Source organism: Sediminicola luteus (genome assembly GCF_002514735.1).
Taxonomy (GTDB): Bacteria; Bacteroidota; Bacteroidia; order Flavobacteriales; family Flavobacteriaceae; genus HQA918.
The window spans coordinates 362800-375098 of record NZ_KZ300476.1; the positions used below are offsets into that span (position 1 = coordinate 362800).

Annotated in this window: 15 protein-coding genes; 11 read left to right on the top strand and 4 right to left on the bottom strand. The window is 43.2% G+C overall.

The features are described from left to right. The first annotated feature begins 191 nt into the window (after positions 1-191). On the top strand, positions 192-1886 hold the full coding sequence (locus B7P33_RS01310) for a M23 family metallopeptidase (RefSeq protein WP_097440160.1): 1695 nt from the start codon (positions 192-194) through the stop codon (positions 1884-1886). A 165-nt stretch (positions 1887-2051) separates the two neighbouring features. Beyond that, a complete protein-coding gene (locus B7P33_RS01315; RefSeq protein ID WP_245871592.1) occupies positions 2052-2720 on the top strand; it encodes a DUF4136 domain-containing protein in 669 nt (222 codons plus the stop codon). A gap of 28 nt (positions 2721-2748) precedes the next feature. On the opposite strand, the gene B7P33_RS01320 is transcribed toward B7P33_RS01315, so the two are convergent. After that, on the bottom strand, positions 2749-3900 hold the full coding sequence (locus B7P33_RS01320; protein ID WP_097440161.1) for a cysteine desulfurase family protein: 1152 nt from the start codon (positions 3898-3900) through the stop codon (positions 2749-2751). Between the two features lie 141 nt (positions 3901-4041). Between B7P33_RS01320 and B7P33_RS01325 the strand changes: the two genes are divergently transcribed. Next, positions 4042-5010, top strand: a complete 969-nt coding sequence (locus B7P33_RS01325; RefSeq protein WP_097440162.1) for a hypothetical protein — start codon at positions 4042-4044, stop codon at positions 5008-5010. Between the two features lie 13 nt (positions 5011-5023). On the opposite strand, the gene B7P33_RS01330 is transcribed toward B7P33_RS01325, so the two are convergent. After that, positions 5024-5551 (bottom strand): Smr/MutS family protein, encoded by a 528-nt coding sequence (locus B7P33_RS01330; protein WP_097440163.1) that lies wholly within the window; start codon positions 5549-5551, stop codon positions 5024-5026. After that, entirely contained in the window at positions 5548-5751 is a 204-nt protein-coding gene (locus tag B7P33_RS01335) for a hypothetical protein (protein ID WP_097440164.1), read from the bottom strand. The genes B7P33_RS01330 and B7P33_RS01335 overlap by 4 nt, the downstream gene beginning before the upstream one ends. A 94-nt stretch (positions 5752-5845) precedes the next feature. On the opposite strand from B7P33_RS01335, the gene B7P33_RS01340 reads away from it, so the two are divergent. The 5 genes from B7P33_RS01340 to B7P33_RS01360 all read left to right on the top strand — a co-directional run bounded on the left by B7P33_RS01340 (position 5846) and on the right by B7P33_RS01360 (position 7614). After that, positions 5846-6136 (top strand): DUF2752 domain-containing protein, encoded by a 291-nt coding sequence (locus B7P33_RS01340; protein ID WP_097440165.1) that lies wholly within the window; start codon positions 5846-5848, stop codon positions 6134-6136. A gap of 17 nt (positions 6137-6153) precedes the next feature. Beyond that, positions 6154-6486: a CCC motif membrane protein gene (locus tag B7P33_RS01345; RefSeq protein ID WP_097440166.1), complete on the top strand. Its 333-nt coding sequence runs from the start codon at positions 6154-6156 to the stop codon at positions 6484-6486. 36 nt (positions 6487-6522) lie between these two features. Beyond that, a complete protein-coding gene (locus B7P33_RS01350) occupies positions 6523-6795 on the top strand; it encodes a CD225/dispanin family protein (protein ID WP_097440167.1) in 273 nt (90 codons plus the stop codon). A 57-nt stretch (positions 6796-6852) separates the two neighbouring features. Next, entirely contained in the window at positions 6853-7206 is a 354-nt protein-coding gene (locus B7P33_RS19800) for a DUF2752 domain-containing protein (RefSeq protein ID WP_172435822.1), read from the top strand. A 102-nt stretch (positions 7207-7308) separates the two neighbouring features. Further along, positions 7309-7614 carry a CD225/dispanin family protein gene (locus B7P33_RS01360; RefSeq protein ID WP_097440169.1) on the top strand — a complete coding sequence of 102 codons (306 nt, stop codon included), beginning with the start codon at positions 7309-7311 and terminating at the stop codon, positions 7612-7614. 7 nt (positions 7615-7621) lie between these two features. Here B7P33_RS01360 and recQ read toward each other — a convergent pair whose 3' ends face one another. Continuing rightward, positions 7622-9820: a DNA helicase RecQ gene (gene recQ, locus B7P33_RS01365; protein WP_097440170.1), complete on the bottom strand. Its 2199-nt coding sequence runs from the start codon at positions 9818-9820 to the stop codon at positions 7622-7624. A 183-nt stretch (positions 9821-10003) separates the two neighbouring features. Between recQ and B7P33_RS01370 the strand changes: the two genes are divergently transcribed. The 3 genes from B7P33_RS01370 to B7P33_RS01380 are packed head-to-tail and all read left to right on the top strand — an operon-like array spanning position 10004 to position 12206. Further along, positions 10004-10969, top strand: coding sequence for a KpsF/GutQ family sugar-phosphate isomerase (locus tag B7P33_RS01370; RefSeq protein WP_097440171.1), 966 nt, complete (start codon positions 10004-10006; stop codon positions 10967-10969). Further along, positions 10969-11805, top strand: a complete 837-nt coding sequence (gene tatC / locus B7P33_RS01375) for a twin-arginine translocase subunit TatC (RefSeq protein WP_097440172.1) — start codon at positions 10969-10971, stop codon at positions 11803-11805. The genes B7P33_RS01370 and tatC overlap by 1 nt, the downstream gene beginning before the upstream one ends. Before the next feature lie 44 nt (positions 11806-11849). Next, positions 11850-12206 carry a carboxymuconolactone decarboxylase family protein gene (locus B7P33_RS01380; RefSeq protein WP_097440173.1) on the top strand — a complete coding sequence of 119 codons (357 nt, stop codon included), beginning with the start codon at positions 11850-11852 and terminating at the stop codon, positions 12204-12206. The last annotated feature ends 93 nt before the right edge of the window (positions 12207-12299 follow it).

The window sequence follows — 12299 nt, forward strand, 5'->3', positions numbered from 1 at the left end:
AAGGCAACTCAATGCATTTACACAAAGTTAACATTAGTAGGCAGACTTACCAATTCTTTTTAAAATAATTCCTGCACTCCTCCAAAAACCAAAGACCCACAAGCATTTTCAAGGGTTTCAAAAACTTGTTGGCCCCAGCATTTTCTGAATTGAAGTGTGATTGCTACTTTCGTAGCCTTATCCTATGGAATATGAAGCGGACAATAGCGATACTTACTTTTTTTTGCCTCACCTTCGGATTGCAGGGCCAGGCACCGCACGACTCTACCGCCTTTAGATCGCCGGTAGACATTCCGATTATTTTGGCAGGCTCTTTTGGTGAGTTACGCTCGAACCATTTTCATGCCGGCATCGATATTAAGACCCAACAGCGGGAAGGCTTGCCCATTAAGGCCATTGGCAAAGGTAGCGTGAGCCGTATTAAAGTTTCGCATTGGGGCTATGGTAAGGCACTTTACATAAAACACCCTAACGGTTACACCTCGGTATACGGCCATCTTCAGAAATTTTCCCCAGAGATTGAAGCCTATGTTAAAGCCCGGCAGTACCAGAAAAAATCGTACCAAATCGAATTGTTCCCCGACTTGGGCGAATTGCAGGTAGAACAAGGTGAACTTGTCGCCATCAGCGGAAACTCAGGAAGTTCAGCCGGACCACACCTACATTTCGAGATACGCTCGAGCGCCAACGAAAAACCCATTAACCCTTTACTATTCGGTATGGAGGTACGCGATGCTACCGACCCCGTTTTATTAAACCTTTACGCCTACCCACTAGGGAAAAACGCCCAGATAAAACAGAGTGGCAAACGCATACCTATTAGCTTCCGAAAAAGTCCGGAAGGGCATTTTATTGCCGAAGAGATCACCGCATCTGGTCTGATTGGTTTCGGATTCAATGGCTTTGACCGACAAGATTTGGCCGCCAACAAAAATGGTATCTATCGCGTGAGGCAAGTGGTCGACGGAAAAACAATTACCGACTATAGTTTCGACACCTTTTCGTTTACCGAAACCCGTAACATAAATGCCTTTATAGATTACGAGCATTTCTCGAAAACCAAACAAAGGGTGCAGTTGGGGTTCCGTGACAAAGGAAACCGATTGGGCATATACAGAACACTGGTGAATGATGGTAAAATCGATATAAAACCGGGGCAAACCTATAGCATAGAGTTCTTGCTAAACGACCTGCACGGTAATCTTACCAAATTGATAATTCCGGTTTCGGGTAAAGCCGATCCTATTAAAATCGAAAAAACGGAAAAACAAAGCCCCCATTTTGTACTGGCTCAAAAACCGGCTCAATTCAATTTGGACAATACCCGCTTGTATTTTCCGGCCAATACCTTTTACAAAAACACCTATTTGGATTTGGAATCGGGAATGGACACCATAAAAATTCACGATGGCAGCGTTCCGGTAAACCGAAACTTTACTTTAAGTTTTAATGTAGACCATTACGATACCGAGACACGCAAACAATTATTGATCGCCAGATTGGATAAACGCGGACGCCCCAACTACAGCACTACCTATAAAAAAGGAAACGTCTTTACCACACGCACCAAAAACTTGGGCACCTATACCTTGGTTTCCGATAGTGTGGCACCTGTGATAAAACCCAAGAACTTTAGACCTAAAAGCTGGCTGAACAACTACAAATACCTTAGCGTACGTATTCTTGACAATTTAAGCGGGATCGGTAGTTATTCGGCCAAGATCAACGGCCAATGGATTTTGATGGAATACGAACCCAAAAAGAACACCCTTACCTACGATTTCTCGGATACCGATTTCTCGAACACCCAACTAAACTTAGAAATCGAGGTTACCGATAATGTGGGCAACCGTAATCAATACAAAACCACAGTTTTTAGGAAGTAAGGCTATTTGCCTCGAGGTCAAGCAAAAACATCGGGTAAAGCGAAACTTAACAAACAGCTAGGTTTTTATCAAATTCTTAAGGAGACAGAGGACGTTTACTAGCGGAAATTGGGCTATTTTTGCAGCAAATACACCACCTGATCGGCGGTACTAAGTAGCATAACAATGACATTCCGTTTCCCCATCAGAATTATACTTCCCTTACTTCTTATATGGCTGCCCTTTCAGGTTTTGGCCCAGAAGAACATTTACGAAAGTGAAAAATTCGACGAATACACCCAAGACCATGAGGTTTTGGCCATACTCCCTTTTTTCAGTCATTTGGAACTCAAAAGCAAGCCCACCCCCGAGGAGCGCCAAGAACTGGCTAAAAAAGAAGGTTATGCCGTTCAGAACGCACTGGAAACCTATTTCAACAAAAGAAAAAAAAGGAAAAAATTCTCGGTTACTTTCCAGAATATCGATGAAACCAATGCGCTTTTGGCCAAGGCCGGAATCGATTATGGTAATTTAGACGTGCACACCCCAAAAGAACTCAGTAAACTTTTAGGGGTCGATGGTATTATAAGCGGAAACCTCGATGTAAACATCCTGCTTTCCAAGGGCATCCCCGAGTCCGGATTCAGCCTACTCGAATATGTGACCGGCGAAGCCAATTATGGTCGGATCGGTATTAAAATAAGCGACGGTAAAAGCGGCAAACTTTTGTGGAAATACGAAAAATCCATCAGCAAGAAAAACGGTAAGAACACCAACGAATTCATCGACGATATGATGAAAAAAGCCACCCGTAAATTCCCTTACGAGCGGGAGAAACGCAAAAAAACAAAGTAACCACTGATTCCTCTTGGCGCTTCAATAACTACCCATTAACGAACTGCGCCAATTCTTGGACCACATAATCCAACTCGGCCTTGGTATTGTATTTGGAAAAAGAAAAGCGAAGCGAAGGTTTTTGCATTTCGGCTTCATTCAAAAATGCCGACAACACATGTGACCCCTGGGCACTTCCGGACTGGCAGGCACTCCCCTTGGAGCAGGCTATGCCCTTTAAATCGAGATGAAACAACAACATCATAGCTTTCTGGGCATCTACAGGCAACCTCAAGCTCACCAAAGTATAGGTGCTTTTATCCAACTCACCCGAACGACCATTAAAAGCCACATCAGGAATTGCCTTGGTTAATTCGGTAATGAAATACGATTTTAACCCCTGCACATAGGCTCGTTCTTCATCTAATTGGTCATAGGCCATAGCAAAAGCCTTTTCCATACCGACGATATTGTGGTACGATTCGGTACCCGCCCGAGAACCCCGCTCTTGTCCGCCACCAAAAATTAAAGGTTTTAAACCACTATCTTTTCGTATGTAAGCAAAACCAACCCCTTTTGGCCCATGGAACTTATGCGCAGCCGCCGTTAAAAAGTGAATGGGCGTCTGCTGCAAATCCCATTTAAAATGACAGATGGACTGCACCGTATCGGAATGAAACAATACTCCGAATTCTTGGCACATTTCAGCGACGGCCTGAATATCCAACAAATTACCGATCTCATTATTTACATGCATCAAGGACACCAACACTTGTTCCGATTTCGATTCGGACAATAAGGTTCTTAAATGATCCAGCTCTACTTCCCCAAATTCATTTACCGAGACCAGCTTTAGGGACACGCCATATTCAGCAACCAATTCTTCGGCCGTATGCAAAACCGCATGATGTTCAACTGCAGCCGTAATCAATACCTTTACCCCAAGATCACGCACTGCGGAACGCAGGATCATATTGTCGGCCTCCGTACCTCCAGAGGTAAAGATAATTTCTGAAGCCTGTGCATTCAATTCCTTGGCAATCGTTTTTCGGGCCTGTTCGATACCGGTTTTGGCCGTACGCCCAAAACTATGGGTAGACGAAGGGTTGCCATAGGTTTCCCGTAAGGCTTGGGCCATTACCTCTACCACCTCTTCGCGAACCTGACTCGTGGCCGCACTATCTAAATACACTCGATCCATAGCGTTCTCTGGAAATTTGGGCAAAAGTACTCCAATTCCGTTAAATACATACCAAAAAACAGTGAAGGCCCGCCTATATACCGGAATTGATGTACATTTGACATTGAACCCAAAAATGGCACCTTCTTTTTTGTTTATCCTATGAGAAAAACCTTGACCTTCCTACTCGTAGTTTTCAGCCTTTGGAGCTGTGACGATGGCGAATTGGAAATACAAACCATCGATTTTGACGAGGCCGATATACAAGCCTGCGATAACGAAATAAACACCAATGACCGTAAATTACTTTTTAAGGTAATCGAAGAAGAAGCCCTGATCCTTGAAATTGCCAAGGGTATTATGGTTAACCGAAACAATAGTGACGAACCCAGCACCAGTAACATTAACAACAACAACTCCAGCGACACTCATTTAACGTACCGCTTTTTTACCGCAGAACCGACGACAGCCTATTTCTGCGACCCCTTACCCCCTGCCAATATTTCGGTAACCAATGAGAGTATTACCACAGGCGGGACTTTAACTGTAAGAACCGCTGCCAGTTCGGTTAGCTTTACCCAAAAGAGCTTTACCCACGACCTACAAATGAGCAACCTGAACATAGAGAACGATATAAACGAAAATATTATCATAGACACCGAAACTAACTACGGCAACTATGTAACCACTGTTGAAAGCAGTATTGAGAAAAATTTCGATAATTTCACCAACACCCAAATACAGGCCTGTGACGGCGCCAATCCGCCCAACAAATTATTTAAAAAAGTTGATGACGAGTTCGTATCGATCAGTTTACCCGATGGGGCACTGGATAATGTGGCCGGTGTTGACACTTACCCCTTGAACGCCTCAACGGTTTTTACAAACAGTATTTTGAATGTTTTAATACCCGACGACAGTACTATTCCCTGTAGCGGCGCAACCGATACCAACGAAGTCAACAGCTTCAGCTCTACCGAGGGCGAACTCACCATTACCACTGTAGCCAATAACGATGGTGGCTTTAACCATGTTTTGGTATTTAAGAATATGAAGTTACGCGACAAAAACGAAGGCAATGTAGGTAGTGCCATAGCGAGCTATACTTTTGGCACCTATACCTCCAACTAATCTAGACCACCATTTAATTCTGATACACCCGAACCTCGGTGGCACCCCAACCGTATTTCTGGAAATCGGCTGGAAACACTTCCATATGCTCCATTCTACCAATCAGATAGTGTAATTCTTCGCGAAGTATACCCTCGCCCACACCATGGATCAAAATCACCTTTGGAATATGCTTCCGCCTAGCAAATTCCAATTGTCTTTTAGCCGTTTCCAACTGTAAATTAAGCATCTCATAATTACCCATACCCCGGGTAGAACGTGTCAATTGATGTATATGTAAATCGACCTCTAAAGTGGGGACATTTTTCATTTTAGGAACGGGTTTCCGTTTTTTAGGCCCTTCTTTGGAAGACTTGATCTGGGCCACCTCAAAATTACTTACCTGGATCGCTTCTGATCGAGACACCACAACCAAACCTTTTTTAGGATATTCCAAAAGAAAGCCATCAGCATCTTCCAAGGTAACCTTAACGCCCTCGATTTTGGCTACCACCCCTTCCAAGGTATCGTCCAATACCATGACCCTATCCCCTACTTTCATTCTTCTTCAGTATTATAGGGCTGTTCTGGTAACCCCTCTTTTGGTTTTACATACTGGGTACTGATTTTATACAAACCATACATTAACAGCACAAAACCCAGGGCCGTGGAATATTCTGTATATTCGTAATAACCACCCAATGTGGTCAACACCAAACCCAAAACAACGAAAATTATATAGATATATTTAGGTAGCTTCATATCAACCAACTAGACTTATCACCAAGTAAGTTGGTGATTTTTTTGATTTCTTGATCAAAAATAATGGTTATTTTCGGCTCATAAAGCGGCAGAAATGCTTTTAAGCACAGATTTAGACAAATATATGTTGCCCTGTTATTCAAAGCGGGTTTTGGGTATGGATTGCCCCGGCTGTGGCTTACAGCGTTCGGTAGCGTTTTTATTGGAAGGCGAATTCGTACAGGCATTTTATATGTACCCTGCCATTTATCCTATGCTTTTGTTCTTCGGTTTTGTACTAGTGAACATTTTCGTAGAGTTCAAATACGCCACTAAAATTATAAGTATATTGGGCATTGCCACCGTTGCCCTCGTATTGATCAACTATTTTTTAAAATTCGTTTAACCGAAATAACCACAAACATGGAAAAACAAAAATTACCTAATGGAGTTGCCAGTATCGTACTGGGTATATTTGGATACCTCTGTTGCTGCTTCGCAGGAATAGGTGCGATTCCGGCTGGAATTGGATTTTATCTCGCCAGAAAATCTGAGGCCCTATACAAACAAAATCCTGATGCTTACGACAATTATAGCCAAATAAAAACCGGAAAAATCTTGAGCCTGATCGCCTTGATCCTCTCTTTGATTATTCTAGTTCGTTGGATTTACGTAATCTATACCGCAGGAGGTATCGGTGAGTTTCAAGAAGAGTTTATGAGAGCCTATGAAGAGGCTATGGAACAATATCAATAAGCCCTATTCGTTAACATCGAAAACAATTCTTATTACATGGAAAATACCAATATGCCACCAAAACCCAGTAACTACCTGGTACTGGCCATCATAAGCACCGTCTTATGTTGTTTACCTACAGGAATCGCCTCTATTATTTTTGCCACTAAGGTAAACGAGGCCTATGCAAGAGGAGATTACGAAGTAGCCGAAAAAAATTCTAAAGATGCCAAAATGTGGGCTTTTATTGGAATTGGTGTTGGCGCTTTGGTATACATCCTATACTTTGCTTTTGTCGGGTTTGCTTTTCTAGGAGCGGCCAGTGCATAAACCGTGACAAACAAAAAACTCATATCTTATTTAATAGGGGTATTACTAATTATAGTAGTGCCCCTATACTTTTATGCCGACCCTGCAGATTTTGATGGCTGGTTCCCAAAATGCCCGGTTTACCAGGCTACCGGAATCTATTGCGCCGGTTGTGGTAGCCAAAGGGCCATTCACGATCTACTGCATTTTAGAATAGTAGACTCCATAAGCCACAACGTTCTAATTATTCCCGCATTTTTAATCATCCTATATCATTATTACCAGAAATTTCAAGAAAAACGAAACGGAAGCCCCAAGCCCAATTTCCTATACCACCCCAAAGCCCCGATGATAATATTCGTGATCATCATGGTTTTTATGATTTTACGAAACATCCCCACAGCACCATTCACCTACTTAAACCCTGTGTAATTACTGTTAACCCTCTATACAATTTTCGAGGGTTTACCAGCGTTGCTAGGTACATGGGAGGAAGAAATCGAAAAAAAATACACCCACATTACATAAAGCATAATGCACCTACAAACCAACGATAGACCACCGAAACCAGATAATCATTTGGCCCTGTCGATAATCTGCACCATATGTTGTTGCACTCCTTTAGGTATCGTAGCCTTGGTGTACTCATCGAAAGTAGATAGCGCCTATTTCAGGGGCGAACACCAAGAGGCCCTGGACTATTCAAAAAAAGCGAAAAACTGGTCGATTTGGGGCATGGCCTCCATTTTCATCTTTTTTGCCCTTATGCTTATTATCGAAATATTCTTTGCTGCCTTTTCCCTTTTAACCATTTTGGCGGCGGTAGCCGGATTGGCCTAAATCTCTACTAATTCGCCACCTCAGAGATAAACTTTAGGCGATACAAACGCAGTTCCTCGTCTTCGTAATCACCATCGAATTCTTCCATGGCCGCATCGATTCCGTCGGACTCGGCCTCTAAAAAGTAATCATGAATTTCTTCTTGTTGGTCTTCGTCCAAAATATCGTCAATCCAATAATCGATATTGAGTTTGGTACCACTATATACGATATGCTCCATTTCTTTAATCAGATCGGGCAGTTCAAGTCCTTTGGCACCGGCAATATCGTCTAATGGTAATTTACGGTCCACATTCTGGATAATGTATAACTTAAGCCCCGAGTTGGCCCCAGTACTTTTTACCACCATATCCTGGGGTCGCACCACATCGTTTTCCTCGACATAATTGGCAATCAGCGTTACAAAGGGTTTTCCGTATTTTTTGGCCTTGCCCTCGCCTACACCGTGTATATTCACCAATTCTTGAAGATCTACCGGGTACTTATTGGCCATATCTTCTAACGAAGGATCTTGAAACACCACAAAGGGGGGCACCCCCAATTTCTTCGCTTGGGACTTACGCAGTTCCTTAAGCATTTTCAATAGCTTATCATCGGCTGCAGCTCCCCCAGATTTTTGTACGGTAATAGCTCCTTCGCTTCCGGCATCGTAGACATGATCTTTAGTCATCATAAACGACTCGGGCGCATCGATATACGCCCTGCCGGCATCAGTCAACTTCAAAATACCATACTGCTCAATTTCTTTTTTAAGCAGTCCGGCGACCAGCATCTGACGGATTAAGGCCATCCAATAGTTCTTATCCTTATCGGAACCAATACCAAAAATATCTTTTTCTTGCGTTTTGTGCGAAGCGATCAAGGCGTTGGAGCCCCCGGTTATGGCCAAGACGATTTCTTTCGATTTAAATTTCTCACTCGTATCCCGAACCGTCCGCAGTAATTTTACCACCTGTTCTTGGGCTTCTTCCTTTTCCTTCGGATTACGGGTATTATCATCCATATCGGCACCATCGCCGTTTACGGCATCGAATTCTTCCCCAAAGTAATGCAGAATGAATTTGCGTCGCGACATGGAAGTCTCGGCATAGGCCACCATTTCTTGCAACAGGGCATTTCCGATCTCTTGTTCAGCCACGGGTTTACCCGACATGAATTTTTCAAGCTTTTCAATATCCTTATAGGCGTAATAGGCCAAACAATGGCCCTCGCCCCCATCCCTACCGGCCCTACCGGTCTCTTGGTAATAACTCTCTATACTTTTCGGAATATCGTGATGGATCACAAAGCGTACATCGGGCTTGTCGATTCCCATACCAAAGGCAATGGTAGCCACTACCACATCTACATCTTCCATTAAGAACATGTCTTGGTATTTAGCACGGGTCTTGGCATCAAAACCGGCATGGTAGGGTACGGCACTGATGCCGTTTACCTGTAATACCTCGGCCAATTCCTCTACTTTTTTCCGACTTAAGCAATACACAATCCCCGATTTACCCGTATTCTGTTTTATGAAACGGATAATATCGGCATCGATATGGGCCGTTTTTGGCCGTACCTCGTAGAAAAGATTAGGCCTGTTAAAAGAGGCCTTGAACACCTTGGCATTGGTAATACCCAGGTTCTTTATAATATCTTCCTGAACTTTTGGGGTAGCCGTAGCCGTAAGACCTATAATAGGTATGCCCTCCCCTAAACGAGCGATAATATTGCGAAGATTTCGGTATTCGGGCCTAAAATCGTGCCCCCATTCCGAGATACAATGGGCTTCATCTACCGCTACGAATGAAATCGTAACGGATTGCAGAAACTCCAAATACTCATCTTTGGTCAAAGATTCCGGTGCCACATAAAGTAATTTGGTCTCCCCGGATATAATATCCTCCTTTACTTTTTTGATCTCGTTCTTGGTCAAAGAGGAATTCAAAACGTGGGCGATACCATTTTTCGCCGATATGCCCCGAATGGCATCTACCTGGTTCTTCATTAGGGCAATCAGAGGTGATACCACAATCGCCGTTCCTTCTAACATTAAAGCGGGCAATTGGTAACATAACGATTTACCCCCGCCCGTAGGCATGATTACAAAACTGTTCTTGCCTTCTAGTACATTATTGATCACACCTTCTTGAAGTCCTTTGAATTTAGAAAACCCAAAGTGTTTCTTCAATTCCGCCTGCAGATCTTTTCCGTTCCCAGCCATATTTTATCAATTTTACCAGCCTCCAACAGCCTTTTGATAAGACCGGCAAATGTCAACATTAATGTGTAATATATAAACAAAATTATTTCCACGGACCAAAAAACCCGATAAAATAAGTTTACCTACTTTTGTATTCTTAAAGATAGTACTTTTTCAGGTTTAATTCCGTAACCCATTTCAACATTGGACCAAATCGATTCGATACTTGCCAGTGCCAAAAGAACCATTGGTATGGAACGCGATGCCATCTCGCATTTAGAGGAACTTCTCGATGGCGATTTCGTAAAAACGGTTGATCTTATTTACCAAAACAAGGGCAGGGTAGTTATCTCTGGCATAGGCAAAAGTGCCATTATTGCTTCAAAGATAGTAGCCACTATGAACTCTACCGGAACCCCTGCGATTTTTATGCATGCCGCCGATGCGATCCATGGCGATTTAGGGAGTATCCAAAAAGACGACGTGGTCATCTTAATATCAAAAAGCGGAAACACCCCGGAAATAAAAGCCTTGGTTCCTTTGATCAAAAAAGGCGGTTACCCACTGGTGGGTATGACGGGTAACCCGGAATCGTTTTTAGGGACGCAAGCCGACCTTTGCTTAAACACCTTTGTAGAAAAAGAAGCTTGTCCGAATAATTTGGCCCCAACCACAAGTACCACGGCTCAACTGGTTATGGGCGATGCCCTAGCCATTTGCCTCTTGGAACTCAAGGAATTTGGCTCAGAGGATTTTGCGAAATACCACCCCGGTGGGGCTTTGGGTAAAAAATTATACCTAACCGTTGGCGACATTGCCCGTAACAACCAGGTACCCCGAGTGGCTCCCGATACCGATATTAGGGAGGTTATCGTAGAAATCTCGGAACGTATGTTGGGCGCCACGGCCGTTTTAGACCAGAATGAGGTCGTAGGTATAATTACCGATGGTGATATTCGTAGAATGTTGAAAAAACATACTGAAATTGGCAGTCTAACCGCCCAAGATATTATGACAACCCAACCCAAGACCATGGATGTGGGCACCCTGGCCGTAAAAGCCCTTGAAACTATGCAAGACAATGGTATTTCGCAACTTTTGGCGGTAGACGGTACCGACTATGTGGGCGTAGTACATATTCATAACCTTATAAACGAAGGAATTCTCTAATGGCAGAAAACCAGCAACCAGGCGAAATGTCCTTTTTGGACCATTTGGAGGAATTAAGATGGCATTTGATCCGATCTACCGCAGCTGTAGTGATTGTAGGTACTGTTGCCTTTTTGGCCAAAGACTTTATTTTCGGTATCATTCTAGGCCCAAAAGACCCTAAATTTATCACCTACCAAGTATTGTGCGATGTGTCGCAATTTTTTGGCATGGGCGATGCTTTTTGTGGCAACGAAGCCTTATTCCGAATCCAGAGCAGGAAAATGGCCGGTCAGTTTTCGGCCCATATCTGGACCTCTATCTGGGCAGGGTTCATTATATCTTTCCCTTATGTACTGTATGAAATGTGGAAATTCATTTCCCCAGGTTTGTACGAAAAGGAACGCAGGGGTGCGAAAGGATTTATTTTTATCGCTTCCTTACTCTTTTTTATAGGGGTATTGTTTGGCTATTATGTCGTATCGCCACTTTCTATCCGGTTTTTGGGCAGCTACCAAGTAGCGGAAGAGGTCTTTAACGATATCGACCTCAGTGATTATATTGCTTTGGTACGTACTTCGGTAATTGCTTGCGGAATTATTTTCGAGCTTCCTATCATTATATACATACTAACCAAAATTGGTTTGGTCACCCCAGATATGATGAAGAAATACCGTAAAATGGCCTTGGTGGTCGTACTCATACTTTCGGCAGTGATCACCCCACCCGACGTTACGAGCCAGATTATTGTTGCCCTACCGGTTCTGGTCTTGTACCAAGTAAGCATCTATATTTCTGGACGAGTATTGAAAAAGGAAGCTAAAAGAGAAGAGAAAAACAAAAAGAAGTCGACATAAACGCCATTTAACCCAAGGAACTTATCGTTTAAACCCAATTACCTATGTCTAACCCAGTTGACGAATTCAATAGTTACCGTTCACGAATGAACGAAAAGATCTTGGCCGACAACAACAAGTTGATCAAGCGTATCTTTAATCTAGACACCAACGCCTATATGGAAGGTGCCCTAGACGTAAAGACCAAGGAGCTTTTGGGTCTTGTAGCCTCTGCCGTTTTGCGCTGCGACGATTGCATACAATACCATTTAGAACGTTCGCATGAAGAGGGGCTTTCGAAGGAAGAGGTCATGGAAAGCTTGGGTATCGCCACTTTAGTTGGGGGCACCATTGTTATCCCGCATTTAAGACGGGCCTATGAATACTGGGAAGCTTTGGAAGAAAAGGCAAGTGAAGCTTAAAGGCTTTTGTTTAGCAAAAGCTTAAGAATCAAAACCCCGATTATCGGGCAAAAATAGTAGCTTTGAAAAGGCATAACATAGCCAGTTTTAGAC

Excerpts from the sequence above, each read along its gene's own strand:
- B7P33_RS01325 (WP_097440162.1), top strand. The coding sequence starts at position 4,042 with ATGAGAAAAACCTTGACCTTCCTACTCGTAGTTTTCAGCCTTTGGAGC.
- B7P33_RS01380 (WP_097440173.1), top strand. The coding sequence starts at position 11,850 with ATGTCTAACCCAGTTGACGAATTCAATAGTTACCGTTCACGAATGAAC.
- B7P33_RS01340 (WP_097440165.1), top strand. The coding sequence starts at position 5,846 with ATGCTTTTAAGCACAGATTTAGACAAATATATGTTGCCCTGTTATTCA.
- tatC (WP_097440172.1), top strand. The coding sequence starts at position 10,969 with ATGGCAGAAAACCAGCAACCAGGCGAAATGTCCTTTTTGGACCATTTG.
- B7P33_RS01310 (WP_097440160.1), top strand. The coding sequence starts at position 192 with ATGAAGCGGACAATAGCGATACTTACTTTTTTTTGCCTCACCTTCGGA.
- recQ (WP_097440170.1), bottom strand. The coding sequence starts at position 9,820 with ATGGCTGGGAACGGAAAAGATCTGCAGGCGGAATTGAAGAAACACTTT.
- B7P33_RS01345 (WP_097440166.1), top strand. The coding sequence starts at position 6,154 with ATGGAAAAACAAAAATTACCTAATGGAGTTGCCAGTATCGTACTGGGT.
- B7P33_RS01335 (WP_097440164.1), bottom strand. The coding sequence starts at position 5,751 with ATGAAGCTACCTAAATATATCTATATAATTTTCGTTGTTTTGGGTTTG.
- B7P33_RS01320 (WP_097440161.1), bottom strand. The coding sequence starts at position 3,900 with ATGGATCGAGTGTATTTAGATAGTGCGGCCACGAGTCAGGTTCGCGAA.
- B7P33_RS01315 (WP_245871592.1), top strand. The coding sequence starts at position 2,052 with ATGACATTCCGTTTCCCCATCAGAATTATACTTCCCTTACTTCTTATA.
- B7P33_RS01330 (WP_097440163.1), bottom strand. The coding sequence starts at position 5,551 with ATGAAAGTAGGGGATAGGGTCATGGTATTGGACGATACCTTGGAAGGG.
- B7P33_RS01360 (WP_097440169.1), top strand. The coding sequence starts at position 7,309 with ATGCACCTACAAACCAACGATAGACCACCGAAACCAGATAATCATTTG.
- B7P33_RS01350 (WP_097440167.1), top strand. The coding sequence starts at position 6,523 with ATGGAAAATACCAATATGCCACCAAAACCCAGTAACTACCTGGTACTG.